Annotated in this window: 22 protein-coding genes; 10 read left to right on the forward strand and 12 right to left on the reverse strand. The window is 67.2% G+C overall.

The window, feature by feature from the left end; genetic code table 11:
* The first annotated feature begins 68 nt into the window (after nt 1-68).
* From IAQ70_RS12020 to IAQ70_RS12035, 4 genes are all read left to right on the forward strand, one after another.
* Nucleotides 69-1,040, forward strand: a complete 972-nt coding sequence (locus tag IAQ70_RS12020) for a DMT family transporter (protein ID WP_190989542.1) — start codon at nt 69-71, stop codon at nt 1,038-1,040.
* Nucleotides 1,041-1,083: 43 nt separating this feature from the next.
* Nucleotides 1,084-1,512 carry a metallopeptidase family protein gene (locus IAQ70_RS12025; protein WP_190989543.1) on the forward strand — a complete coding sequence of 143 codons (429 nt, stop codon included), beginning with the start codon at nt 1,084-1,086 and terminating at the stop codon, nt 1,510-1,512.
* A 10-nt stretch (nt 1,513-1,522) separates the two neighbouring features.
* Nucleotides 1,523-2,443 (forward strand): cation diffusion facilitator family transporter, encoded by a 921-nt coding sequence (locus IAQ70_RS12030; RefSeq protein ID WP_190989544.1) that lies wholly within the window; start codon nt 1,523-1,525, stop codon nt 2,441-2,443.
* 313 nt (nt 2,444-2,756) lie between these two features.
* A complete protein-coding gene (locus tag IAQ70_RS12035) occupies nt 2,757-4,148 on the forward strand; it encodes a C40 family peptidase (RefSeq protein WP_317983646.1) in 1,392 nt (463 codons plus the stop codon).
* A 36-nt stretch (nt 4,149-4,184) separates the two neighbouring features.
* Here IAQ70_RS12035 and IAQ70_RS12040 read toward each other — a convergent pair whose 3' ends face one another.
* From IAQ70_RS12040 to IAQ70_RS12060, 5 genes are all read right to left on the reverse strand, one after another.
* Nucleotides 4,185-4,991: an ABC transporter permease gene (locus tag IAQ70_RS12040; protein ID WP_190989651.1), complete on the reverse strand. Its 807-nt coding sequence runs from the start codon at nt 4,989-4,991 to the stop codon at nt 4,185-4,187.
* Nucleotides 4,992-5,172: 181 nt separating this feature from the next.
* On the reverse strand, nt 5,173-6,279 hold the full coding sequence (locus IAQ70_RS12045; RefSeq protein ID WP_190989652.1) for an ABC transporter ATP-binding protein: 1,107 nt from the start codon (nt 6,277-6,279) through the stop codon (nt 5,173-5,175).
* Nucleotides 6,280-6,293: 14 nt separating this feature from the next.
* Entirely contained in the window at nt 6,294-7,544 is a 1,251-nt protein-coding gene (locus tag IAQ70_RS12050) for a LolA-like protein (protein ID WP_190989545.1), read from the reverse strand.
* An 88-nt stretch (nt 7,545-7,632) separates the two neighbouring features.
* Nucleotides 7,633-10,389: a PEP/pyruvate-binding domain-containing protein gene (locus IAQ70_RS12055; RefSeq protein WP_190989546.1), complete on the reverse strand. Its 2,757-nt coding sequence runs from the start codon at nt 10,387-10,389 to the stop codon at nt 7,633-7,635.
* A 30-nt stretch (nt 10,390-10,419) separates the two neighbouring features.
* Nucleotides 10,420-11,457: a universal stress protein gene (locus tag IAQ70_RS12060; RefSeq protein ID WP_190989547.1), complete on the reverse strand. Its 1,038-nt coding sequence runs from the start codon at nt 11,455-11,457 to the stop codon at nt 10,420-10,422.
* Nucleotides 11,458-11,888: 431 nt separating this feature from the next.
* Between IAQ70_RS12060 and IAQ70_RS12065 the strand changes: the two genes are divergently transcribed.
* Nucleotides 11,889-12,536 carry an FAD-dependent oxidoreductase gene (locus tag IAQ70_RS12065; protein ID WP_190989653.1) on the forward strand — a complete coding sequence of 216 codons (648 nt, stop codon included), beginning with the start codon at nt 11,889-11,891 and terminating at the stop codon, nt 12,534-12,536.
* Between the two features lie 50 nt (nt 12,537-12,586).
* Here the strand turns inward: IAQ70_RS12065 and IAQ70_RS12070 are convergent, their stop codons facing one another.
* Nucleotides 12,587-13,231, reverse strand: coding sequence for a copper resistance CopC family protein (locus tag IAQ70_RS12070; RefSeq protein WP_190989548.1), 645 nt, complete (start codon nt 13,229-13,231; stop codon nt 12,587-12,589).
* A gap of 78 nt (nt 13,232-13,309) precedes the next feature.
* Nucleotides 13,310-15,715: an ATP-binding cassette domain-containing protein gene (locus tag IAQ70_RS12075; RefSeq protein ID WP_190989549.1), complete on the reverse strand. Its 2,406-nt coding sequence runs from the start codon at nt 15,713-15,715 to the stop codon at nt 13,310-13,312.
* A 176-nt stretch (nt 15,716-15,891) separates the two neighbouring features.
* On the opposite strand from IAQ70_RS12075, the gene IAQ70_RS12080 reads away from it, so the two are divergent.
* Together IAQ70_RS12080 and hutG are read left to right on the forward strand one after the other, a co-directional pair.
* Nucleotides 15,892-17,337: an NCS2 family permease gene (locus tag IAQ70_RS12080; protein ID WP_190989550.1), complete on the forward strand. Its 1,446-nt coding sequence runs from the start codon at nt 15,892-15,894 to the stop codon at nt 17,335-17,337.
* A 156-nt stretch (nt 17,338-17,493) separates the two neighbouring features.
* Nucleotides 17,494-18,453 carry a formimidoylglutamase gene (hutG, locus tag IAQ70_RS12085; protein ID WP_190989551.1) on the forward strand — a complete coding sequence of 320 codons (960 nt, stop codon included), beginning with the start codon at nt 17,494-17,496 and terminating at the stop codon, nt 18,451-18,453.
* A 162-nt stretch (nt 18,454-18,615) separates the two neighbouring features.
* Here the strand turns inward: hutG and IAQ70_RS12090 are convergent, their stop codons facing one another.
* Nucleotides 18,616-19,026 (reverse strand): hypothetical protein, encoded by a 411-nt coding sequence (locus IAQ70_RS12090; RefSeq protein WP_190989552.1) that lies wholly within the window; start codon nt 19,024-19,026, stop codon nt 18,616-18,618.
* A 278-nt stretch (nt 19,027-19,304) separates the two neighbouring features.
* Between IAQ70_RS12090 and IAQ70_RS12095 the strand changes: the two genes are divergently transcribed.
* Entirely contained in the window at nt 19,305-19,562 is a 258-nt protein-coding gene (locus tag IAQ70_RS12095) for a hypothetical protein (protein WP_190989553.1), read from the forward strand.
* 74 nt (nt 19,563-19,636) lie between these two features.
* Here the strand turns inward: IAQ70_RS12095 and IAQ70_RS22765 are convergent, their stop codons facing one another.
* From IAQ70_RS22765 to IAQ70_RS12110, 4 genes are all read right to left on the reverse strand, one after another.
* Complete coding sequence (locus IAQ70_RS22765) at nt 19,637-19,873, reverse strand: hypothetical protein (protein WP_223859972.1); 237 nt, start codon at nt 19,871-19,873, stop codon at nt 19,637-19,639.
* A gap of 160 nt (nt 19,874-20,033) precedes the next feature.
* Nucleotides 20,034-21,638, reverse strand: a complete 1,605-nt coding sequence (hutH, locus tag IAQ70_RS12100) for a histidine ammonia-lyase (protein WP_190989554.1) — start codon at nt 21,636-21,638, stop codon at nt 20,034-20,036.
* A gap of 91 nt (nt 21,639-21,729) precedes the next feature.
* Nucleotides 21,730-23,439 carry a urocanate hydratase gene (gene hutU, locus IAQ70_RS12105; protein WP_190989555.1) on the reverse strand — a complete coding sequence of 570 codons (1,710 nt, stop codon included), beginning with the start codon at nt 23,437-23,439 and terminating at the stop codon, nt 21,730-21,732.
* 257 nt (nt 23,440-23,696) lie between these two features.
* On the reverse strand, nt 23,697-24,494 hold the full coding sequence (locus IAQ70_RS12110) for an IclR family transcriptional regulator (protein WP_190989556.1): 798 nt from the start codon (nt 24,492-24,494) through the stop codon (nt 23,697-23,699).
* A gap of 209 nt (nt 24,495-24,703) precedes the next feature.
* On the opposite strand from IAQ70_RS12110, the gene IAQ70_RS12115 reads away from it, so the two are divergent.
* Both IAQ70_RS12115 and IAQ70_RS12120 read left to right on the forward strand, forming a co-directional pair.
* Nucleotides 24,704-25,276 (forward strand): DinB family protein, encoded by a 573-nt coding sequence (locus IAQ70_RS12115; RefSeq protein ID WP_190989557.1) that lies wholly within the window; start codon nt 24,704-24,706, stop codon nt 25,274-25,276.
* Nucleotides 25,273-25,485 (forward strand): helix-hairpin-helix domain-containing protein, encoded by a 213-nt coding sequence (locus IAQ70_RS12120; protein WP_190989558.1) that lies wholly within the window; start codon nt 25,273-25,275, stop codon nt 25,483-25,485. The genes IAQ70_RS12115 and IAQ70_RS12120 overlap by 4 nt, the downstream gene beginning before the upstream one ends.
* The last annotated feature ends 513 nt before the right edge of the window (nt 25,486-25,998 follow it).

Here is a 25,998-nt window from a genome sequence, read left to right on the forward strand (position 1 = left end):
CAGGAACTCGACGAGACGTGACTGATTTCCGCCAGCCGCGAGCGTAGGCGCAGGGTTACATTGGCAGCATGGCTTCAACCTCCCCCACCGGCTCCACACCATGGGCAGCACTTCGGCCCCGGCAAGGCGGCGTCAGCGCGCGGGGCATCGCAGCGGTCCTGGTCACGGTGGTGCTGTGGGCGTCCGCCTTCGTGGGCATCCGCGCGATCGGGCCAAATTTTTCCCCCGGCTCCCTGACTTTGGGCAGGTTGGCGGTTGCCGCCGTCGTACTCGGTGCGCTGGTACTGCCGCAACTGACGAAGAGCAAGGTACTGCCGCGAGGCCGTGAATGGTGGCCCATTTTCGGATACGGCGTGATGTGGTTCGGCGGCTACAACGTGGCGCTGAACGCGGCGGAGCACCTCCTGGACGCCGGCACGGCGGCCCTGCTGATCAACGTCAATCCCATCCTCGTGGCCGTCATGGCGGGTTTCGTCCTGAAGGAAGGATTCCCCCGCTGGCTGCTCATCGGCAGCCTGGTGGCATTCGGCGGGGTGGCGCTGATCGCGCTCGGATCCGGCGCGGGGTCGGGCGCGGGGTCCGGTGAACGGTCGACGGCGGATGTTGGGGGCGTGCTGCTCTGCCTCCTTGCCGCGGTGCTCGCCGCTGTCAGTGTCATCATCCAGAAGCCGGTGCTGCGGAAGATCCCGGCGGCCCAGGCCACCTGGTTCGGGATCATGGTGGGCGCCGTCTGCTGCCTGCCCTTTACCGGGCAACTGGCGTCCGAACTGCAGGCCGCGCCGTTGTCCGCAACGCTCGGACTGGTGTACCTCGGCGTCTTCCCCACTGCGATCGCGTTCACCACGTGGGCCTACGCGCTGTCCCTCATTGAGGCCGGGAAGCTGGCAGCCACCACGTACCTGGTGCCCGGCACCACCATCCTCATCTCGTGGCTGCTCCTGAGCGAAATACCCTCCGCCTGGGGCCTCGTGGGCGGGGTGGTCTGCCTGGTGGGGGTTGGCCTGACCCGCCGACGGTCCCGTGCTGTCGTCCGTCCTTGAGTGCGGGCCGGGCAGCCCGGAATTCCGCGCTACAGTCGTGGACATGCCCGCCAATTTGCCGCCCGGACTGCCCATCATCCCGGAGGGTCCGCATGAGCCGCTTCCCTTCGAGATGTCCGCCGACGACTTCGAAGCCGCTGTCACTGACGCCCTGGGCCTGATCCCGCCCAAGCTCGCGGCCGCCATGGACAACGTCGCTGTCTTCGTCGAAGACGACTATGTCCCCGGCCCTGGCGAAGACCCGGGTACTGTCCTGCTGGGCCTCTACGAGGGCGTGCCGCTGACCGAGCGGGATTCCTGGTGGGACGCCGGTTCGCTGCCGGACCGCATCACGATCTTCCGCCAGCCCATCCTGGACATCTGCGCGTCCCGCGACGAGGTCATCCAGGAGGTGGCGGTGACGGTGGTGCACGAGATCGCCCATCATTTCGGCATCGATGACCACCGGCTGCACGAGCTTGGCTGGGACTAGCCTTGTAGGCATGGGACACGACCACAGCCACACACACGGGATCACGGCAACAGGCAGGCACCGCAAACGGCTTATCACCGTCCTGGCCATCACGCTGACGGTTGTCCTGGTCCAGGTGGTGGGCGCGGCCCTGTCCGGATCGCTGGCCCTGCTGGCCGACGCCGGCCACATGCTCTCCGACGCGGCGGGCGTGACCATCGCACTCCTGGCGGCCTGGATCGCGGGGAGGCCGGCCAGCGACCAGCGGACCTACGGGTACCAGCGGGCCGAGGTCCTTGCCGCCCTTGCCAACGCGCTGATTCTGGTCGTCATCTCCGTGGTCATCTTTACCGAGGCCATCCGGCGGATCGGGTCGGCGCCCGAAGTCCACACCGACATCATGCTCTTCGCTGCGATCCTGGGCGGGGTTGCCAACCTGGTATCGCTGCTGATCCTGCACGGCGCGCACCAGGACAGCCTGAATGTGCGCGGCGCCTATCTTGAAGTGCTCGGTGACCTGCTGGGTTCCGTCGCCGTCGTTGTCGCGGCCCTGATCATCATGTTCACCGGCTACCAGGCGGCGGACACCATCGCGTCAGTCCTCATTGCCCTGATGATCCTGCCGCGGGCCTGGAGCCTGCTCCGCGATGTGGTGGACGTGCTCCTGGAGGCCACCCCCAAAGGGGTGGAGGTGCAGATGATCCGCGAACACATCCTCAGCGTCGACGGTGTGGTGGACGTCCATGACATCCACATCTGGACCATCACCTCCGGCGTGCCGGTGTTTTCCGCGCATGTGGTGGTGGAGGACGGCGTCCTGAACGCCCGGGGCGCCGACCAGGTCCTGGACAAGCTCACCGCCTGCCTCGGCTCCCACTTCGACACCGAGCACTGCACGTTCCAGCTTGAGCCCGCGAGCCATTCAGAGCACGAGTCACACCAGCACGCCTGAGGCGGGCGGGCAGACGGCCGGAAGCGCTGGGGCTGACATCCTTTGCAGTCACGCCCAGCAGCCTTCCCGGAGCCGATCCGCGACACACCGGATACAGATGTGACGGAATCACACTGTTGTTGTTTATGTTATTGATGTGACTCTTGTTGCCAAAGTGCAGCATGTCACGTAGCCTCTGACTGCTGGGCGATCAGCAGAGGGGGCCTTTTGTGCCGCCACCACACCTCGCTCCCCCAGCCTTACTATCCTGCGAGGTTCTGCGAATGGGTTTGTCCGGGTCCGGCCTGAAGGCCGTAGTCTGTGTACAGCCGTCGTGCTTTCCGGAACACTCACCCTCCCCGCCCAGGCATCGCCCGCATCCCTGGCGTCCGCCATTCAGCGTCCGGCGTCACCGGACATTCCGTCCGCCGAGGACATCGCCGCAGCGAAGTCCAATGAAAGCGCGACGGCGGACCAGGTCACCGCCATCGAGCGCCTCCTGGCGGACGCCGCCGGCGCCCAGCAGGTCACCTTTGCCCTCACGATGCAGGCAAACAACGCTTACAGCGAGGCGCTGGTGGAGCTGCAGGACCGCCGGAGCGCGGCGGACGTGGCCACCGCCCGGGCTGAGGTGGCCGTGCAGGCGCAGGACAGGACCCGCAAACAGGTGGGCCAGCTGGCCGGCGACCTCTACCGCAACGGCGGCCTGAACCCTACGCTCACCACGTTCGTCAGCGGCAACGGCGAAGCACTCCAGCAGGCCGCCACGTTACAGGCCATCTCAGCCAGCCGCAGCCGGGCCTTCGAATCCGCCGAAACAGCGGCTGCCGCGGCGCAATCGCTCACTGCCGCCGCCCAGGACGCAGGCCGGGCTGCCGACGAGGCCGCCAAAACGGCCGAAGCCCGCAAGGCCGAAGCCGATGGGGCAAACGCAGTCCAGGTCCGGGCAGTGGCCGAAGCGAGGGCACAGCGGAGCGTTCTGGTGGACCAGCTGGCACAGCTGAGGAACACCACCGTCGCGCTGGAGTCCGCCCGGGTGGACGAACTCGACCGGCAACGCGAGGAGGCCAGGCTCGCGGCCATCACCGCGGCTGCGGCACAGGCCGCACCGGGCCAGTCGGTCGATGATCCCGCCACGACGGGCGTGCCCGCACTGGGCGGAACTGTTCCCCAAATGCCCGCAGCCCCCGCGCCGAATCCCGCACCCGCCCCCGCACCTGTGCCGGCACCCGCGCCCGGGCCTAATCCTGCACCCGCGCCCGCACCGGCACCCGCGCCGGCACCTGCTCCTGCTCCTGCACCCGCGCCGGCTCCTGCGCCCGCGCCCGCGCCGGCTCCCGCACCATCACCCGGCGGCTCGGCCGAGACTGCCATCTCAGTGGCGCTGTCAAAGGCAGGGTCGCCCTATTTCTACCAGTACGGCGGCACCGGCCCGAATGGTTTTGACTGCTCCGGCCTGGTCCAGACTGCGTTCGCCGCAGCCGGCAAATACCTGCCCCGCACCGCCGCCCAGCAGTTCGCGGCAGCCCCGGTGCATGTGCCCATTTCCGAGGCCCGGCGCGGCGACCTGCTGGTGTGGGGTTCGGCACCGGGTTTCTACCACGTCGCCATCTACCTCGGCAACGGCCAGGTGGTGCAGGCGCTGAACCCGGCTGAGGGAATCGGGGTCACCCAGCTAAGCCGGATGGCCGGGATGCAGCTCCACCCCTACGCCGCCCGCTACTGACGGGACCGGTTTACGGCGTCCAGTCACCAGCAAATCTCAGGAAAGTACGTCCTTGGTGACGAACCGGGCATAAGCGAGCGCCCCGAACACAGCCACGTACCCTGCCTGCAGCACGGCATTGCTCGCGAAGGAATCCCACAGCACCGGCTGGCGCAGGACATCCGCGAAACCAAACCAGTAATGCGTGAACAGCCAGGGGTGCAGCCACTCCAGCTGTGGCAGCTGGTCCGCGATCTGGGACGCCACGGAGACCACCACAGTTGCCGCCATCGCCCCCACGGGAACCACCGTCAGGGTGGACAGGAACAGCCCGATCGCCGACAACCCGGCAAGGGACACTGCCAGGTACGCCGCGATCAGGACAAGCCGCAGCGCTGCCTCCGGCGGCTGGACCACGTCGCCGGACAGCAGGGTGACCGGCCCTATCGGGAACAATGACGCTCCGATCGCTGCTCCGGCCAGGGCCACCGTGATGGGAGCAGCAAGGCAAAAAGCCAGCGCGCCTGCGTACTTCACCAGCAGTAGCCGGACGCGGCCGGCGGGAGCCACCAGCAGGTACCGCAGGGTGCCCAGGCTCGCCTCGCCCGCGATGGTGTCGCCCGCCACCACGCCGATAGTGAGGGGCAGGAACAGCGGCACCGCTACGAGCATCGCAGTGACCGCCACGAACAGCCCGTTCTGCGTGATCCGGTCCAGGAATGCCGGCCCGCGCCCGGGTGGAACGGTCGATGAGAGCCGGACAGCGACGGCGATCAGCACCGGTATTGCGGCCAACGCAGCCAGCATGGCCCAGGTCCGGCGACGGCGGAAAAGGGTGGTCAGTTCGGAGGACAACAGGGACAGGCCGGACGAGGCCGCCGGGAAGTCTCTGGCGGCCGGTGCTCCCGCGGCGTCTGCAGCACTGTCTGCGGGTGAACTGCTGCCGGCGTCCGGGACACTTCGCGGGGAGGGAGCCTTACCGGCGTCTATTGCACTACCGGCATGTCTGCCGCCCCCGGCCCGGGCAGCATTACTGGACGGGACTTCACTGGGCAACGTCGAATCCCTCCCCCGTCAAGGCGACAAAACGCTCCTCGAGGCTTTCGCGCTCAACGGAAAAGCCGCGGACCCGCACCCTGGCGGCCACCAATTCGGCAACGATGTCTTCCGGGTGGGGCAAATCCGGCTTTGGCAGGACCTGTTGCGGGTTACCCGCCCCAGCGGCCTCATCCACCGGCCGAGCCGCAACAGCCGCCCCCGCGGTGACCACTTCCCCGTCCGGGCCGGCGCTCCCCGCCCGGTGAGTCCCCGCCTCATGGCCCACCGCCCCGTGACGCCCGGCAGCGCTGATTCCCGCCGCACTAATTCCAGCCCCGGCGTCCCCGCGCTCCGGGGCCATGCCCAGCCGCAGCAGGACCTCACAGGCGGTGCCGGCGTCGGGCGTTAACAGGCGGATCCGCATCTCGCCGCCCCGGCGGAGCTCTTCAAGCGGCCCTTGGGCCACCAGCCGGCCAGCGCTCATGATCGCCGCGTGCGTGCAGATCTGTTCCACCTCGGCCAGCAGGTGGCTGGAGACGAAGACCGTGGCGCCGTCGGCGGCCAACGAGCGGACCAGGCTGCGCACCTCACGGGTGCCCTGCGGGTCCAGGCCGTTCGTGGGCTCATCGAGTACCAGCAACTCGCGGGGGGACAGCAGCGCGTTGGCGATCCCCAGGCGCTGCTTCATGCCCAGCGAATAAGCGTGCACCCGCTTGCCGGCGGCGTGCGAGAGCCCCACCCGCTCGAGCGCCGCCGCCACGCGCGCGTTCCTGGTGCCCGGCATTCCCTGCCGACTTGCGGCGTCGAACCGGCGGAGGTTGGCGGTGCCGGACAGAAAGGGATAAAACGCCGGCCCTTCCACCAACGCACCCACGCGCGGCAGCACTTCCTGCAGCCGTTGGGGCATCGGCTGCCCAAGGACGCTGACGGTTCCGGCCGACGCCGCGGCGAGGCCCAGCAGCATGCGGATGGTGGTTGTTTTGCCGGATCCGTTGGGTCCCAGGAACCCGAATACGGCGCCGTGGGGTACGGCAAGGTCCACATTGTCCACCGCCAACTGGCGGCCGAACCGTTTGGTGAGGCCCTGCGTTTCGATGGTCAGCCCGGCAGCCATCCTGCCGGCCGCGCTCACGCCGTGCCGGCGGCGGCTTGGAGCCGGTCCGCCGGAACCATCCCCACAAAGATCCTGCCGTCATCGGTCAGCAGGACGTTGACCAGGGACGTGGACAGGAGCCGTCCGCCGGGTACGACGACGGCGGCCTGGGACAGGAGCGGATCCTTCAGTACTGTTTCGGCCAGCTGAGCCTCCTGACCGTCAGGTGCCGCCGCGAACCCCACCACCGTTTCCCAGCCCTCGCCGGTCACGGTGGGCGTGGGTCCGTCACGGTGCCGCAGCTCAGCTGCGTCACCCGGGACTCGGTCCGGGTCCTGGTCCGGGGCGGTCATTCCGGGCTTCCCGGGGAGGTCGGGCACGGAGGGTACTGACGGCACGGGAGGCACGGGCAGCTCTTTGAGCGTGGCTCCCGGCGGGGCGGCGAAGTTGAACATGGCATCGTCCGGGGCCGCGAGGGACAGGCTGGTGAAGCCTGCTTCGAAGGCGGGTTGCGCCTGGCCCCGGGCGGACACCGTCACCTTGAGCGGCATCCCGGTCTGGCCGTCGACGGCAATGACCACTCTCGCCAGCAGCGTCCCCTCGGTGCGCGGTGCCAGTTCCAGGCTGTAGGCGGCCCGGCCGGCCACCTGTACGTCGGGGCCCACCGTCACCGCCGTAGAGCTGTCAACCTTGGCGAGGAACTTCGCGGCCAGGTCATCCGGCGTGGGGAAGGCCTGTGTCGACTGGTCCGGGACGGGCCCTTCCCGGCCGGGCCCGTTCTGGCCGGACCCGTTCCGGCCGGGCAGGGCGCCGGGATCTCCCGGCACCTGAAGGGGCAGATCGCTGGCGAAGGCCGGCAGCGTCAGATGGGCGGCGGAATTGTCCTTGGAGTTATAGAACCAGACGTCGTGGTCGCGCCGGATGACATCGCGTTCAGCCAGCCGGTCCATCACCTGGACGCGCATCTTGGCGGGCCCGTCCATAAAAATGCGGGCAGTGTGCTCGCCGGTCAGGAGCTCGATGATCGATGCCGGACCGCCCGCTGAAACGGGACCTGAGCTGGGGGCGCCAGCCGGCAGGTCCGGCAGGCCGAGCTCGGAGACCTGCTCAAGGGTGCCGGAGAACGTGCGGGTGCTGTGTTGCCCCAACAGCGTGAGGACTCCCGCCGGAGACTTCCCGGGCAACGGATCACCCGCCCGCGCCGGAATGGATCCCGCCAGCACACCGGCGGCGATTACGGCGGGTACAGCTGCGGCCGGCACCCAGCGCTTCCATGCGCGGTTCATGCCGGGCCCGCTTTATCGTTGGAGCCCATATGTTCAGGTTACGCCTGGGGACGGCTGCACACACCCCTCCGGGGGAGGGCACCGGCAGTTACGACGGCACCACGGTTCCGGCGCCGCCGTCGACCGTTATCTGCTGGCCTGTGGCAAGCCGCAGGGTAGCATCCGGGACGCCCACCACCGCCGGGATGCCGTACTCACGTGCCACAACGGCGCCGTGGGAGTTAGGCCCGCCCATCTCCATCACGAGGCCGCCCGCCGTGAGGAACAACGGGGTCCAGCCAGGGTCCGTGGACGGCGCCACCAGGATTTCCCCCGGTTCCAGGTGCGCACCCACCGGATCCAGGATGACCCGGGCAGCTGCCGTGACCGTTCCGGCGGACGCCGGGCTGCCGGTCAGCGTTCCGGCCTCCGCCGGCTGACCCGAACTGCCTGCAGGCTGCACCGCCTCCGGTTCCGTGCCGTCCGAAAGCAGCACCCGTGGCACGTGCCGCCGCGCCAGTTCAAGGGCATACGCCTCGCGCCGTCCTGCCACCAGGCCACGCAGGTCAGCACTGCCTGTCCCCGGTTGCCCGCCCGGCCCCCCTTCCGCGACCTTGCGGAGCCCGGCCCTGGCCTCGTCAAGGTTCAGGAAAAAGACGTCGTCCGGCGTGTCGAAGGCATCGGCTGCCGTGAGCGCCTCTCCGACCAGTGTCAGTTGTTTCCGCACTTCGGCGAGCGCCACCACCAGCTGGAACTTGGGCAGTTCACGCAGCCCGGCAAACAATCGCGCCCGCCGCAGCGCTGATTTCACCACGGCACCCCGCAGCCGCCCGCGGCCGCGCGCCTCCGCAACCAGCCGCCGGATCCGGGCTTCCGCTTCCTCGGCCGCGTTGCTGAACTGGACGTCCGGCGGCACAGCGTTGGCGTCGAGGCGCAGATAGTTGGCCAGCACGCCAATGATGTGCGTGGGATCGTCGGACCAGCGCGGCATCCCGACGTCGATCTCGGCCACCGCGCGGTGCCCGTACTGATCCATGAACCGCGCCAGTCCGGCCTGCAGCACGGCGGGCAATTGGCCCGCCTTGTAGTCCTCGGCGAGCTCGGCGGGTTTCCGGTCGGTCATGGCGGCGCGGGATCCGCCGTCGTTCCTAATAACCTGGGCGAGGCGCCATAGTTCCAGGTCCATTTCGGTGGTCACGTTATTGGGAAGCCCGCGCAGGACAATCTGCAGGTCATCCCACCGGTCGCCGCCCAACAGTCTTCCCGCCAGTCCCAGCGCGGCGAAGCCCAGTGCCGGGAGGGGCAGGATGGACGGCACCACCGAAAAGAGGCGGGTATCCAGCAGGTGTTCGGCATGGTCGAGCCGCTGCAGCGCAGTGGCACCGGCAGGCGCCTGAAGGGAGTCACTGAACTCACGCGCCTGCCGGTTGGCCCGCCGGAGCGCGGCGGTCGGCCGAAAGACTGCCCGGAGCAGCGTTTCCGGCACCCGGGCGCGCGCCGCGACGGGCACCACGTGGCGCAGGAGCCCCAGCGGAGTCCGCCGGGTCACGGAAAACCGCGGGTCCTCGAAGACCTTCCGCAGCACGGTGGCCGAGCGCGCCTCCATCACGTCGAACACGCTGGGAACGATTCGCCGGCCGGTGGTGCTGCGAACAACAGCAGTCAGGTCGAAGTAGATGCGCTGGCCCGCTTCGGCATAAGGCGGCGGGCCGTTGTGGGGCCGGGGAACGTCAAAATGCGCGGCCCTGGCCACGGACGAGGCGATGAGCCGGAAGGCGGCCAGGCCCATCGGCGTGATGGGGCGGGTCAGGCCCTGGGCGAGGCTGAAGCAGAGGTACACGCGGGCGCCGGCCGTCGCAGCCCCGTCCGCTGACCGTTGGGGAATCGGGAACAGTGTGGTGATGGGCCGCGACTGCGTCAGCCACAGGCGTCCGCCGCCGTCGATGGCCCATTCGATGTCCTGCGGTGCACCGAAGTGCTGCTCCACGCGAAGACCGAGGGCGGCAAGTTCTGTTGCCTGCCGGTCCGTGAGGCATGCCGCAGCGCCGCCGTTGCTGACTGCAACTGTGCGGGTACCGCCGCCGGAGAGCGGCCGGACCGCGATGCGTTTGTCCCCAAGGCGCCGTTCCAAGACGCGCCCCGACACCGGATCAACCACAAAATGGTCCGGGTTCACGGCTCCGGACACCACGGCCTCCCCCAGGCCGGGACTCGCATCGATAACCGCCTCACGCCGGCGGCCGGTCACCGGATTCGCTGTGAACAGCACGCCGGCGGCGGTTGCATCCACCATGCGCTGGACCACCACGGCGAGGGCTACTGCAGCGGGGTCGATCCCCCGGGTGGCCCGGTAGCTGACCGCCCGGTCAGTCCACAGCGAAGCCCAGCAGTCGCGAACCGCCTCCACCACGGCCGCAGCACCCACCACGTTCAGGTACGTGTCCTGCTGCCCGGCGAAGCTCGCGGACGGAAGATCTTCGGCAGTGGCCGAGGACCGCACCGCCACCGGCACGTCGTTTCCGAGCGCCGCATACGCCGCCTCGATGGCTGCCGCTATGTCCGGTGGGATGGGCGTTTTCCGAATCACATCCCGGGCCTGGCCGGCCAGCGCGGCCAAGGCGGGGAGGTCGCCGTCATTGGTGGTTTTAAGGGCTTGATGGACGGCGGCGAGCTGGCCGACCGAGCTCGCTGCGTGACCGGCGGTGGCTTGGCGGTAGGCTGCCGTCGTCAGGCAGAAACCGTCCGGCACCGGCAGGCCGGCGGCCAAGAGCTCCCCCAGGTTGGCGGCTTTGCCTCCGACGACGGGCACCATCGCAGCCGTGAGAGCCCCCAGCGCGAGGATGGGGGTCCCGCCGCCGCCAGCCATTTTTCTGCGTCCTTCTGCGAGGGCCGGCAGTCAGGCTGCGCCGGGGACCGGGCCGAACTTCGCCCTGTCCGCCAGCCGCGGGTCATCGTGGTCCGGCACCACCATAACGGGTCCCTTGGTGTGGTGCAGGACCCCGTCGGAGGTGGAGCCCAGCAGCATGCCGGTGAAACCACCCCGGCCGCGCGTGCCCACCACCACGAGTTCAGCGTGCCTGCTGGCATCCACCAGGACATCAACGGCCGAGCCGTCCTTCACGTCCGACTCCACCGGAAGGTTCGGGTAGTGGCTCTTCAGCCAGGCTTTTCCTGCTTCGAGCTGTTCACGAATGTCGTCAAACATGGCCTGCCGGTCAATCGGGGCGGGCACCCAGGCCAGGGATCCGCTGAACTGCGGCACTGCACAGATGATGCGCAGGGTTGCCCCGAGCCGTTCAGCCTGGTCCGCGGCTTCCAGCACGGCCACCCGGGCCTGTTCGGACCCGTCCACGCCCACCACCACGACGTTCTCGACCCGCTTGTGGCCCTCCTTGGCCTGCTCGGCCCGGATGCGCTTGTCGTCGGTGGTTTCGCCCAGCCGGTCCGAACAGACCAGGGGCACGGTGACCGTCGGGCACTTGGCATGGGCGGGGAGTGCGCTGCTCACCGAGCCGAGCAGGCGGCCCACAAATCCGCCGCGGCCGCGCGTGCCGAACACCAGCAGTTCCGCCGTTTCCGACATCTCCAGCAGCACCCCCGACGCGTCGCCGTTCTCCACGGAGGCATCGACGGCGATGTTGTAGCCGGCAACCTTGTCCATCGCCTGCTGGATGATGGCTTCCGCGCCCTCGCGGATCACCGAATCGTCCACCGTGGCGTAGCCGCCGTCCAGCCCGGACGCAGCAAAAATGGGCACTGAATACGCGGTGACAATGTGCAGGGGCCGACGGCGGCGTTCGGCTTCCCGGGCTGCCCATACCAGGGCGCACTGCCCGTGGTCGGAGCCGTCTACACCAACAACGATTCCCCCGGGGGCGGCGGAGTTGGCCGCATCGTTCCGTTCCGGGTCCGGTTGCATCTCATGTGCGCCCATCGGGCCGCCTCCTCGCGGTACTGCCTCATATTCCGGCTGGTGTTCCGGCCATTCTGCCAGAAGCGGAGCGCTCCGCCGGCACCGGCCGCCGGGACATTGCCGCTGGTCAGGAACGCACTGCTTCCGTTTATCACTATTCTCGGTCCGCGGACACTTAGCAAGGGCGCCGGAGCCGCCTGCGGACGGTTATCCACAGCCCATGGCAACCGGTTCGGCAACCGTATCCATCGTTAAGGAGAATGTTTCCAAATGAGCTATCCACGGACACCAAACTTCTGTAGTCTTCGAGCACTGCCGGTCCGTTGATGCCCTCCGCAAGGATGCATCACGGGCCGCTGTTGCGGCCGGACTTTGGGGGGTTACGGCACCGTGCGGGTAAGGGTGCCCGCATCAACCGAACGCCTTCAAGGAGGAGAACTGTAGTGTCAACCATGCCTGTGAGTGGCGGGACCGAGCGGACCACCACGGTGATCATCGGCACAGGGCTTTCCGGGCTCGCCGTCGGCGCAGAACTGCGGCGGCGCGGTGTGGACGCCATCGTGGTGGACGGACTGGACATCCTCGGCGCCGGACAACCGGCCAACACCACTTCACTGCAGCGCTGCGACGCAGCGGACTCCGACTCACTCCGGGAACGCAACGAAATCCTCCGGCACCTGCGCAACTATGCCGCCAGTCATCACATGGATGTCCGCAACACCACGCGGGCCGTGCAGCTGACTATGGTGGGCGGCGCGCCCGGCACGCTTGGCGCGGCAGACGCGTCCGCTGCGGAGCCGCCGGCCAGCCAGTGGGAGGTCCACACCCCCAACGGCATCCTGTTGGCGGACCACATCGTGCTGACCCGCTGTGCACACAGCCAGCTGCGCCGCATGCTGAGCGACTTCGGCATCGCGGTGGGCCGCAACGTGGTGGCAGCCATGCGGACCATTGGCATCTACCTTGTAGGCGTGGGAGACCTGATTACGCCCTCGCCGAAGGAAGTGCTGCGGCAGGCAAAAACCGTGGGCCAGGCCATCTCATCCAAGGTTTACCCGGAGTCGGGCCCGGACATCCTGGCGGGAAGTTTCGCCGTTTAGGACTTTCGGCGTCCCGGACTCCTCATGTCCAGGACATGCCTTGCCGGTGTTTACGGTTCCTCGGTGACCTCGTCGTCGCTGCCGGCGGTGAGCCGGCGCTTGGCCAGGAGGCCGATCGTCACGAGCAGCCCCAGGGCCACGGCGGCGAAGATTACCAGGCTCCACGGAAACGGTTCTGAGGCGTCAACTGCCGGTTCCGGCGCCGCTGTAATTCCCGGCTGGGCGGTGCCCATCCCGGGAACGCCCGCAGACGCCGTCGGACCCGCGCCCGCACCGCCCGTTGAAACGGCCGACGACGATGCCCCCGCAGCGGCGGCGGTCGCCGTGAAACCGAACGTTCCCTCAATGGGGTGGGAATCCGAACTGACCACCCGCCAGGCCACGGTGTAAGCCCCCGCCGGAGCGCCGGCCTTCAGCTTCTGTGAAGCCACGTTGTCGACAATCTCGACCGCCCCGTCAGCCCACTCGGCGCCAGCGGAGTCCTGCACCGAAAACTGTGCGCCGATCCCCAGCGGGTTTTTGTTGAACGTGACGGAGACCTTCTCAGGCGGTGCTTCCAGCGTGGCGCCCTGCGCGGGGCTGCTGGACTCGGCGGCGTCGTGCGCCGAAGCCGGGGCGGAGAACCCCAGGAACGCGGCGGCGAAAACGAAGGTCCCGAGCAAGGCGCTCAGCAACTGGCGGCGGATGGATCGCATGGGTGGACTGCTCCCTTTGGAAGATGGCTTCCTTCAAGCCTAGCCCGGCCGGCCAGCCGGCCGGCCTAACCGTCCCGCCTAACCGTCTGTCTGGCCGCCGACGTAGAGGGCGAGGTGCTTGCCGGTGAGGGTGGACCTCGCGGCCACCAGCTCGGCCGGAGTGCCCTCGAAAACCACGTTGCCGCCGTCGTGCCCTGCGCCGGGACCCAGGTCGATGATCCAGTCGGCGTGCGCCATGACGGCCTGGTGGTGCTCAATGACGATCACCGACTTGCCCGACTCGACCAGGCGGTCCAGGAGGCCCAGCAGGTTCGCGACGTCGGCCAGGTGCAGCCCGGTGGTCGGCTCATCCAGGACGTAGACATCGCCCTTCTCCGCCATCTGGGTGGCCAGCTTCACGCGCTGCCTTTCACCGCCGGACAGGGTGGTGAGCGGCTGGCCGAGCGTGAGGTACCCGAGGCCGACGTCAACGAGCCGGTCCAGGATCTTGTGGGCGGCCGGGGTCCGGGCCTCCCCTTCGCCGAAGAACACCTCGGCCTCCGTCATGGACATCGACAGCACCTCGGCGATGTTGCGGCCGCCCAGCTTGTATTCCAGGACCGAGGCCTGGAAGCGGCGGCCCTCGCAGTCCTCGCAGGTGGACTCGACGGTGGCCATCACGCCCAGTTCGGTGAAGATGACCCCCGCGCCGTTGCAGGTGGGGCAGGCGCCCTCGGAGTTGGAACTGAACAGGGCCGGCTTCACGCCGTTGGCTTTGGCAAACGCCTTGCGGATCGGCTCGAGCAGGCCCGTGTACGTTGCCGGGTTGCTGCGGCGCGAACCCTTGATGGCGCCCTGATCGATCACCACCACGCCGTCGCGGCCGGCCACCGAGCCGTGGATCAGCGAGCTCTTGCCCGAACCCGCCACGCCGGTGACGACGCAGAGCACGCCGAGCGGAACGTCGACGTCGACATTTTGGAGGTTGTGGGTGGAGGCCCCGCGCACTTCGAGCGCACCGGAGGGTTTACGCAGCGACTGCCTGACCGCGGCGCGGTCATCCAGGTGGCGGCCGGTGATGGTGTCGCTCGCACGCAGGCCTTCCACGCTGCCCTCGAAGCAGACACTGCCGCCCGCGGTGCCGGCGCCCGGACCAAGGTCAACTACGTGATCTGCAATGGCGATGGTCTCGGGCTTGTGCTCAACAACCAGCACGGTGTTGCCCTTGTCGCGCAGCTGCAGCAACAACTGGTTCATTCGCTCGATGTCATGCGGGTGCAGGCCGATGGTGGGCTCGTCGAAGACATAGGTGACGTCCGTGAGGGACGAACCCAAGTGCCGGATCATCTTGGTGCGCTGGGCCTCGCCGCCGGAAAGCGTGCCGGCCGGCCGGTCCAGGGAAAGGTAGCCCAGCCCGATCTCGGCGAACGAGTCGAGCAGGTGCTGCAGGCCTTTGAGGAGCGGTGCCACCGACGGCTCCTTCAGGTCCCGGACCCAGCCCGCGAGGTCGGTGATCTGCATCTTGCAGAGGTCGGCGATGTTTTTGCCCTGGATCCTCGAGGACCTGGCCTCGGTGCTGAGCCGCGTTCCCTCGCATTCGGGACAGGACTGGAAAGTGATGGCGCGCTCCACGAAGCGCCGCACGTGCGGCTGCATCGCCTCGACGTCCTTGGACAGCATGGACTTCTGGATCTTGGGGATGACGCCCTCGAACGTGAGGTTGACGCCCTCAACCTTGATTTTGGTGGGCTCGGCGTACAGCATCGTCTCGAGCTGCTTCTTCGTGAACATGGCAATCGGCTTGTCCATGGGCAGGCCCATGCCTTCGAACAACCGGCCGTACCAGCCGTCCATGCTGTAGCCGGGGACGGTCAGCGCACCGTCGCCGAGCGACTTGCTGTCGTCGTACAAAGCCGTGAGGTCGAAGTCGGAGACCGAGCCCATCCCCTCGCAGCGCGCACACATGCCGCCGAGGTAGACGGCGTTCTGCACCACGGCCTTCTCCACGCGGCCACCGGACTTCTCGGTGCTCATCACACCGCTGGCCTTCCGGGTCGGGACGTTGAAGGAGAACGCCGTGGGGGGCCCGACGTAGGGCGATCCGAGCCGGCTGAAGAGGATCCGGAGCATGGCATTCGCGTCCGTGGCGGTACCGACCGTGGAGCGGGGATTCGCGCCCATGCGCTCCTGGTCAACGATGATCGCCGTGGTCAGTCCCTCAAGGCGGTCCACATCGGGCCGGGCAAGGTTGGGCATGAACCCCTGCACAAAAGCGCTGTAGGTCTCGTTGATCATCCGCTGCGACTCGGCCGCGATGGTGGCAAACACGAGGGAACTCTTGCCCGAGCCGGACACACCGGTGAACACCGTGAGCCGCCGCTTCGGGATGTCAATGCTGATGTCCTTGAGGTTGTTCTCCCGGGCGCCCTGCACGCTGATCAGGTCATGGCTGTCGGCCACGTGAGCCGCGGGGAGCTGCTCGTCGGTGGTGGTGGCAGTGGTCATCGTGTCTCCATCGTTTGCACGCGCGTTGTGAAGTTCCTGACAGTCATTCTAGGCTCGGCCCGTTGGTGCAGGACTGCGCGTAGATTCAGGCTGTGACCGGGCCCACCTTGTCCCGGTTCCAGGCCCGACGCCCTTTAGGATTCAAGTATCCCCACAACACTTTCCCCGGAGGACTAATGCTTAAGCAAGGCTCTGCCCTGGACCGGTACTTCATGATTTCCGCGCGAGGGTCCAACCTTTCCCGCGAGATCCGCGGCGGCTTTGCCACGTTCTTCGCCATGAGCTACATCGTGGTGCTGAACCCCCTTATCCTCTCCGGCCCCGATTCCAGCGGCAACACCCTTGGCTTCGCTGCCGTGGCCGCCGTGACGGCCTTTGTTGCCGGCATCCTCACCATCCTGATGGGCGCCTGGGGCAGGCACCCCTTCGCACTGGCCACGGGCCTGGGCGTCAACGCGTTCGTGGCTGTCACGGTTGCCACCAACCCGGGCCTGACGTGGCCGGACATGATGGGCCTGGTGGTGCTCTCCGGCGTGACCATGCTGATCCTGGTCCTCACCGGTTTCCGGACCGCCGTCTTCAAAGCCGTTCCGGACGGGCTGAAGACCGCCATCGTGGTGGGCATCGGCATGTTCATCGCCCTGATCGGGCTGGTCAACGCCGGCTTTGTCCGCCGCATCCCGGACGTTGCCGGCACAACCGTTCCGGTGGGCCTGGGCTTCGACGGCAAGCTGCTGGGCTGGCCCACGGCTGTCTTCGTCTTCGGCCTGATCCTCACCATTGCCCTGGTGGTCCGCAAGGTCAAGGGCGCCATCCTCATCGGCATCATCACTTCCACCGTCGTCTCCGTGATCCTGGAACTGACCCTGCACATCGGCCCCACCGTCTCTCCGGACAAGCCTTTCAACCCCCAGGGCTGGTCCTTGGTTACACCGTCATTCTCCGGTTGGGCCGCCCCTGACCTGTCCCTGATCGGCAAGGCGAACCCGTTCGGTGCGTTTGAGCACCTGGGTGTTGTGGCCGCCACGCTGCTGGCCTTCGTGATCCTGCTCAGCATCTTCTTCGACGCCATGGGCACCATGGTGGGCCTGGCCAACGAGGCAGGCACCGTGGACAAGGACGGCAACATCCCGGACGTGGACCGTGTGCTCCAGGTGGATGCACTGGGCGCCATCATTGGCGGCGGCGCGTCCGTTTCCTCCAACCAGATCTATGTTGAAGCCGGCGCCGGAATCGGCGAGGGCGCCCGGACCGGCGTGGCCTCCATCGTGACCGGCCTGCTGTTCCTGGTGGCCATGTTCTTCACTCCCCTGATCAACCTGGTCCCGTTCGAGGCCGTGGCTCCCGCCCTGGTGGTGGTCGGGTTCATGATGGTCTCGCAGGTGGGCAAGATTGACTGGCAGGACTGGGGCATCGCCATTCCGGCCTTCCTGACCTTCACGCTGATGCCGTTCACCTACTCAATCGCCAACGGCCTGGGTGCCGGGTTCATTGCGTTCGTCATCATCCGTACTGTCCAGGGCCGGGTCAAGGAAATCCACCCGCTGATGTGGGCCGTCGCCGCCGCTTTCCTGCTGTTCTTTGCCGTGGGACCCATCGAGGCCGCACTGGGCATGAAGTAGGAGCCCATCCTCCCCGCCGAGATGGCACTTCGCGGCAGTGTTTTGCGTAAACACTGCCGCGAAGTGCCGTCTCGCGTTAACGAAAGGTCCGGGATTCCGGACAGCACGACGGCGGCGCTGCTGGTTTTCCGGGCCAGGCTGCGGTGAGCTAAGGGCATGGTTTCTCCCGCGCTCTCCGTTGACCTCCCGCCGCAGCCCTGGACCGGGAGGTTCGACGGCGACGGCGCCGAACACCGCCGCTGGTGGCAGGCGGTTTCTCCCTACGTCCCCGGCGCGGAGCTGCCCGGCACCTCTGGCCCGGCGCCCGCCGTGATCCTGGGTTTCGCCAGCGACGAAGGCGTCCGCCGCAACAAAGGCCGGCCCGGAGCCGCCGCAGCGCCCGCAGCCATCCGGGCTGCGCTGGGTCCGCTTGCGTTCCACCTGGAACGCAGCGTGTCCGACGCTGGCGACGTGGTGGTGACGGACGGTGCCCTGGAGGCCGGCCAGGCCCGCGCCGGGAAGGCGGTTGGCGCCATGCTCGGCGCCGGCAGGCTCACCGTGGTGCTGGGCGGCGGGCACGAGACGGCCTACGCCAGCTACCTGGGGTTGGCAGGGTCCGAGGCAGTCCGCGGCGGCCGGCGCCTGGGGATCCTGAACCTGGACGCCCACTTCGACCTCCGCGCCGAACCCGTTCCCAGTTCCGGGACGCCGTTCCTCCAGATGGCCCGGGCGGAAGCCGCCGCCGGGCGCGACTTCCGGTACGCCGTGGTCGGAATTTCCCAGCCGAACAACACCCAGGCGCTCTTCAACACGGCAGAGGGGCTCGGCGTGCAGTACCTGCTGGACGAGGACTGCACGGCGGAGCGGGTCCGTACGTTTGTGGCGAACTTTATGGACAGTGTGGACGTGCTCTACCTGACCATCGACCTGGACGTCCTTCCGGCGTCGGTGGCTCCCGGCGTGAGTGCTCCGGCTTCTTATGGAGTGCCCCTGCCGGTGATCAGCGCCGTGTGCCGCCAGGTGGCCGACAGCGGCAAGCTCCTCCACGTCGATGTGGCAGAACTGAACCCCGAATTCGACCTCGACGGCCGGACCGCCAGGGTGGCTGCGCGTCTGGTGAATACGCTGCTTCGCTGACAGATGGCGGCCTGCAGAAGCCCGGCGACGGGCCGAACGCATTGTCCAACAGCATCGCGACCGGCAGGATGGCGGCAAGCCAAGGTGTGCGGCCCAAATGCGTGAGGGCCGCCTCTGACGCAGAGGCGGCCCTCAGATGCCTGACTGGATTCGAAGAATGTGTCAGTAGGTTTTGTTGGTTGTCCAGTGGTTGGTGCACGACCCGACTACCTGGTAGAGCGAGTTCAACGTGCAGAGTTCCAAGCGAACCGACGCCCCCGCCGGCGGATAGCCCGCGTGCCATTTACCGTAGTAGCCGTCTGGAAGGTTCGTACTGAGGTACGTGTAGCCATTGGCGTAGAGTCGCACCCTGACGTTATAGCCGTTGCTGACGTTCGATACGGTTACCGCACCATCATCGGCGCACCCCAGGCAATCGATGTATGAATAAGTTCCCTCGTAGGTGCGTGTGACTCCATTGAAGTACGAGTCGTAGATCGTGGCGGCGCTCGCTGGTGCGGCAGGTGCCAGGATCATGCCGGCTGCCAACAGTCCCGCAACGATTGCCAGCAACTTCCTTAGTGCAGTTCTCATGCTTGGTGCTCCTTGCCTCGGTGAATGATTACCCCAGTTACTTCACTAGCTTGGTACCGCGTTTAGCGTAACCGGCATGGGGATACTTGGGAAGAGGACCACCGGACTTCCGAAGGCAGACGCGGGCGGCTAAGGCCGCCCGCGTCAGACCGAAGCTTGTTCGCGAAACGGCGCCTTGAAGGCAGGGGTTCGCGAACAAGCTTCGGTTTTTTGGTGCCCAACCGCTTCAAAGAGCAGTCATCTGACATCTCCAGATCGGCCCGGGTACACTTGAAGGTATGACTACAGCCCTATTGGAACGCCCCCTGACCGCCGTTGCGGCCAACGAGGCCTCAGACACCCGGTCCCTCGACCTGCAGTTTGCCACTGCCGAGGAGATGCACGAAGGACTGGACAACGCTGTTGCCACCCTGATCGAAACTGCCAAGGACGCAGCCTGCGGCATCCTTGTGACCCGGCTGCGTCCCGGACGCTTCACTGTTGCCCTGGACGAGTCAGTCCCCTTCGGCGAGACCTACGAAGCCATCGCGGCTTAATTCAACCCACCGCTAACAAAAAAGTCCCCGCCTCCCGGTTCGACCGGGCTGCAGGGACTTTTTTGCGTTCAGGGTCAGCTTCGCCGAACCTGCACGCCATCGGATTTCAGGAAGAGTTGCTCCTCTGACGGTCCGGCCGGCACGAGCCACAACACATTCCCGCTCTGTGATACTTCCTCGACCTCGCCCGCCGCAATGACATGAGCGTGTTTGATGACTTCAACCCGGTCCCCAGCTTGGAATGTTCCCCAGTCCGAGACGATGGTCGAATGTGCGTTGCGTCTCGACAGGACAGCCCCACGTGCTTTCATTTGAACTTCTACCCCTTTGTATACGTCCCGTCACAGCCTCGTTGATGTGACTTTTACTACATCTTCAGTTCTACTACACTTCCCGGACCGGAAATGTGCGTGTTGCACCATATTTCGGCGTTGGTCCGAAAAGTGAGCGGACACCGAAGAATATTCCTGCCTACGCAAGGATCCCGACGGCGGATTCGGCAGCCAGAATCAGGTCCCCGGACGCCACCAGACGGTCAGCGGTTTCCAGTTCCGGCGAGAGGAACCGGTCCGCGGCGGGACCCTCGACGTGCTCGCGCAGTACGCCGATGACGGCAGCACCCGCCGGGCCAGGAAGCAGCCCGCCGCCGGACAGCTGGGTGCGGATATCGATGGCGCGTGCGCTGGTGACCAGCTCGATGGCGAGGACGCGGCGGAGGTTCTCCACGGTCTTGCGCAACTTGCGCGCGGCGTGCCAGCCCATGGAAACATGGTCCTCCTGCATCGCTGAGCTCGGAATCGAGTCCACCGACGCCGGGACGGCCAGCCGCTTGTTGTCCGAGACCAGCCCCGCCTGCGTGTACTGCGCGATCATCAGGCCGGAATCAACGCCCGGGTCTGCGGCCAGGAAGGCAGGCAGTCCGTGCGACCTTGCGGGGTCCAGCATACGGTCCGTGCGGCGCTCGGCGATGGAACTCAGGTCCGCCACGGCGATGGCCAGGAAGTCGAGCACATAGGCCACCGGGGCGCCGTGGAAGTTGCCGTTGGAGCTGACGCGCCCATCGGGCAGGACCACAGGATTGTCGATGGCGGCAGCGAGTTCGCGGGACGCCACCAGCGCGGCGTAGTCCACGGTGTCCCGGACGGCGCCGGCCACCTGGGGTGCGCAGCGCAGCGAATAGGCGTCCTGGACTTTGGAGTCGCCGACGCGGTGCGAGGCCACGATCGGAGAGTCGGACAGCACGCGCAGCATGTTGTCCGCGCTCGCGGCCTGGCCGGGGTGCGGGCGCAGGGCCGCGTGCAGTTCCGGCAGGAACACCTGGTCTGTACCCAGCAGCGCCTCGACGCTCATCGCCGCGGTGATATCCGCCGTCGTCAGCAGTTTGCGGATGTCCGCGATGGCCATCAGGAGCATTCCGAGCATGCCCTCGGTGCCGTTGACCAGCGCCAGCCCTTCCTTTTCGGCGAGCGTCACAGGCTCGATGCCGTGTTCGGCGAGCAGTACGGCGACAGGCTGTTCCCCGCGCCCGCCGTATGTCACGCCGTCGGGCCCTGCCGCTTCCCCCTCGCCCATCAGCACCAGGGCACAGTGGGAGAGCGGGGCGAGGTCCCCGGAGCAGCCGAGCGAACCGAACTCGCGGACCACGGGCGTGATGCCGGCGTTCAGCACGTCCACCATGGTCTGCAGGACCACGGGGCGCACGCCCGTGCGGCCGGAGGCGAGGGTCTTGGCGCGAAGGAACATGATGCCGCGGACCACTTCGCGTTCCACGGCCGGGCCCATGCCGGCGGCGTGGCTGCGGATGAGGGACTTCTGCAGCTGGGTGCGCAGTTCGTTCGGGATGTGGCGGTTGGCCAGTGCGCCGAAGCCGGTGGAGATGCCATAGGCGGGCGTCTCACTGTGGGCCAGGCTGTCGATGTGGGCGCGGACTTTGGCGACGTTGTCCAACGCTTCCGGGGCGATGGTCACTGTGGCGTTGTGGCGGGCGACGGCGACGACATCCTCGGGCGTGACACCGCTTGAGCCGAGGGTGACGGTGAGCGGTTCGTGGGTTGGGGCATTGGCTGTAATGGTCATGATTCCTACTTCTTGATCGATTGCTCCGTACGGGCCCTTTTGGTGGCTCAAAACGGCGCCTACGGAGCAGTCGATGCGGATGGGGACTTGGTCAGAGGGTTTCCGAAGCCGTCTCTGACATCGGGATGCGGACTCCGCGTTCCTTGGCTACCTCGAGGGCGCGGTCGTAGCCGGCGTCGGCATGGCGGATGACGCCCATGCCGGGGTCGTTGGTCAGGAGGCGTTCGAGCTTCTGGGCTGCGAGGTCGGTGCCGTCCGCGACCGAGACCTGGCCGGCATGGATGGACCGGCCAATGCCCACGCCGCCGCCGTGGTGGAGGGAGACCCAGGTGGCGCCGGACGCGGTGTTGAGCAGCGCGTTGAGCATGGGCCAGTCCGCGATCGCGTCGGAGCCGTCTGCCATCGCCTCCGTTTCGCGGTACGGGGAGGCGACCGAACCGGAGTCGAGGTGGTCGCGGCCGATCACGATGGGCGCCTTGACCTTGCCCTCCTTGACGAGCTGGTTGAACAGCAGGCCGGCCTTGGCGCGTTCGCCGTACCCCAGCCAGCAGATGCGGGCCGGCAGGCCTTCGAACTCGACCCGCTCCTGGGCCGCGTCGATCCAGCGGTGCAGGTGCTTGTTCTCCGGGAACAGTTCCTTGATGGCCTCATCGGTGACGCGGATATCTTCGGGGTCGCCGGACAGTGCTACCCAGCGGAACGGGCCGAGGCCCTCGCAGAACAGCGGCCGGATGTAGGCCGGAACGAAGCCGGGGAATTCGAAGGCGCGGTTGTAGCCGCCCTTGCGTGCTTCGTCGCGGATGGAGTTGCCGTAGTCGAACACCTCGGCGCCTGAATCCTGGAATTCCACCATGGCCTGGACGTGCTTGGCCATGGAGGCCTGGGCCTTCTTGGTAAAGCCTTCCGGGTCGGCTTCGGCTTCGCGGTGCCATTCCTCCACCGAGATGCCCTCGGGCAGGTAGCTGAGCGGATCGTGGGCGGAGGTCTGGTCCGTGACGATGTCGACCGTGAGCTCGCCGGCGTTGTGGCGGCGCAGGATCTCCGGGAAGACTTCGGCAGCGTTGCCGACGTAACCGACGGACCAGCCGCGGCGCTCCTGCTTGGCCTTCAGGACCTTGGCGATGGCGGCGTCGAGATCGGTTTCCACCTCGTCAAGGTAGCGCTTGCCGGCCCGGCGGCGCAGGCGGGTTTCATCGACGTCAACGATCAGGCAGGCGCCGTCGTTGAGCGTGACGGCCAGGGGCTGGGCGCCGCCCATGCCGCCGCAGCCGCCGGTCAGGGTGAGCGTGCCGGCGAGGGTGCCGTTCTCGTCGCCGGTGAGCTTGCGGGCGATCGCGGCGAAGGTTTCGAAGGTGCCCTGCAGGATGCCCTGCGTGCCGATGTAGATCCAGGACCCGGCGGTCATCTGGCCGTACATCATCAGGCCCTCGGCCTCGAGCCGCCGGAACTCGGGCCAGTTCGCCCAGTCGCCGACAAGGTTGGAATTGGCCAGCAGGACCCGCGGGGCCCATTCGTTGGTGCGGAACACGCCGACAGGCTTGCCGGACTGGACCAATAGGGTCTCGTCCTTTTCCATGGTTTCCAGGGTGCGGGTGATGGCGTCGAACGCCGCCCAGCTGCGGACGGCCCGGCCGGTGCCGCCGTAGACCACCAGATCATCCGGGCGTTCAGCGACCTCGGGGTCCAGGTTGTTCATGAGCATGCGCAGCGGGGCTTCCGTCTGCCAGCTCTTGGCGGTGAGCTTGGTGCCGCGGGCAGCTTTGACCGGGCGGGCACCGGTGGTGAAATCGGCGGGTGCCATGGGGGCTCCTTCTCGTGTTGGTGCTTTAGGGAAGAGGTTCTGTATCCACTAAACCCGTTTGGCGGCGGCGCAAACAGGGCTTTGGGAGGGGTGGTGTCCGGGATTCCAGACGTCCCGGGGTTGGTCGGATGTGGGCCCCGTCGGATTCTGCACCATCATTCCCCCAGGGCCAGGCGCAGCACGCGAGTTTCCGGGCCTGGCCTGGGCTCCTCGCCGGAATGATGGCACAGAATCCGACGCCGGCCGGAACGGGACGGCTATTTGCCGGGCCGGCCGTGAATCCGGACCGAGAGCTCGTCCGCCACCTTCTGCACCCTGGCGGCGAGGGCGGGCCACTGGTCCGCCGGCAACTTGTCCTCCAGGAACGTGACGGCCACGGCCGCGGTAGGCCACCCAACGTGATCGGTGACGGCGGCCGCGATGGAGCCGAAGCCGGGCGTCACTTCGCCGTGTTCGGTCGCGTAGCCGCGCTGCCTCACCTGATCCAGATGCGAGGACAGTGCCGAGTACTTCATGATGGCGCCCTCCACCTCGTGCCGGGCGGTGAAGGCTGCGGCGTTCGGGTACAGCGCCCGCACCTGCGACTTCGGCAGTGCCGCGAGGATGGCACGCCCGCTGGCGGTGAGATGGCTGGGAAGGCGGACACCGACGTCGGTCACCAGCGACGGGCGGTTCTTGGCGCGCTCCTCCACGATGTACAGCACGTCACGGCCATGGAGCACCGCCAGGTGGGCGCTCTCCCCGATCACGTCCACCAACGAAGCCAGCAGCGGCCGGCCCAGGCGTGACAGCGGCTCCTGCCGCGAATACGCCGAGCTCAGCTCGAAGGCACTGATGCCGAGCCCGTACCGCTGTTCCTCGTGCAGGTGAAGGACAAATCCGTTCGCCTCCATCACACCCAATAAGTGGTAAACGCTGGAACGGGGCAGTCCCAGCGATGTGGCAATGCTCGACGCCGCCATGGGACCGCGTTTCGATGCCAACAGCTTGAGGATGCGAAGGGTGTTTTCGGCAGCAGGGACTTTGGACGTCACCTTTGCTTCTGTGTCTGCCAATGGATTCTCCGATGTGTCGCCGTCGTCTTCGCCGGATGTCCGGGATACCGTACTTAAGCTTGCGCCCCTGACCTGTACCTGCCGTGCCATCGGAGCCGGGCCAGTGTCCGGGATACCAGACTATTCTCACTTGAGCGCGGCCGGGGGCTTGCAAATGAGCCGGGAGCTGCAGCCGGGAATCATGCGGGCAGTTCGGTAGAGTGCCCGCTATGGACGAAAAAGAGACCCTGCACCACTATCTGCGCGTCCGGCGGGACAATCTGCTCGGCAAGCTGGACGGACTGAGTGCGTACGACGTCCGCAGACCACTCACGCCCACCGGCACCAATCTGCTGGGCCTGGTCAAGCACGTGGCGAGCATGGAACTCGGCTACTTCGGCGAGGTCTTTGAACGGCCCAGCGGCCGGCACCTCCCCTGGCTCGACGAGGATGCGGGCCCGGATGCGGATCTGTGGGTAACCGCGGCCGAAAGCCTGGACAGCATCGTCGAGCTGCACCGGTTCGCCGCCGCGCACAGCGATGCCACCATCGAGGCACTGCCGCTCGATGCGCCCGGCGCGGTGCCCTGGTGGCCGGAGGAGCGGCGTCACGTCACCCTGCATCAGATTCTGGTCCATATGGTCGCGGAACGGGCCCACCACCTGGGTCACGCTGACATCCTGCGCGAACTCATCGACGGTACAGCCGGCCAGCGCCCAGGGGACCCCAACCTCACAGTGCGCAGCCCTGAAGAGTGGGGCGTGCACCGTGCCGCCATCGAAGCTGCGGCGAGGCAGGCATGAGCACCCGGGACGTTCCTGCGCAGATCGGGGATCTGCCCCCGATTGGCAGGCCTGCCAACAGTGCCCTCCTCCATGCGGGCATCACTTCTTTGGCTGAGGTGGCCGCGCTGGGCCGCAGGGAATTGCTTGCCATGCACGGCGTCGGCCCGAAGGCCGTGCGGATCCTCGAAGCGGCCGCCACCGAGCGCCGGCTGACGTTCGCGCCCTGAGGCCGGCTCCCTGCCTAGGTCACTGACTGCATTCCTGCGGTCAGCTGTAGTGCACGGTGTCGGCCGGATCGGCCGCCCCACGCAGCACATCGGCCAGCTCCAGAGTGGAGGCCGCCATGGTCTCCAGAATCTCCGCAGCTGCTAGCTTGTTCGTTGCTCACATCAGCCTGCGAGGCGCCGACAATGGCTACACGGGGATGACGCGTCTGGAAAGCCTGCGGAAACTCTGGCCTTGAGGTCCGCGACCTTGGCCTCCATCCGGGCTATCTCGCTGAGCACGGCGAGCCAAAATCCCTTCTTGGCAACCGCATCGACGTATGGCCCATATGGCGACGGCGGGCTAGTCTCCGTCGCGGCGCATCTCCTTTCGAGAGCACGGCACCTCGAGCGGACTGCCTCCAAAGCTTTTCTATTTTCGGCGTCCCAGGCTGCTCGGCTTTTCATACCCCCAGCTTCCCGCGGACGCCCGGCAAACGCATCGGCCCTTCTTGTCCATGTGGATAACTTTGCCCA

Origin of the sequence: Pseudarthrobacter sulfonivorans (assembly GCF_014712225.1) — a bacterium.
Classification (GTDB): Bacteria; Actinomycetota; Actinomycetes; order Actinomycetales; family Micrococcaceae; genus Arthrobacter; species Arthrobacter sulfonivorans.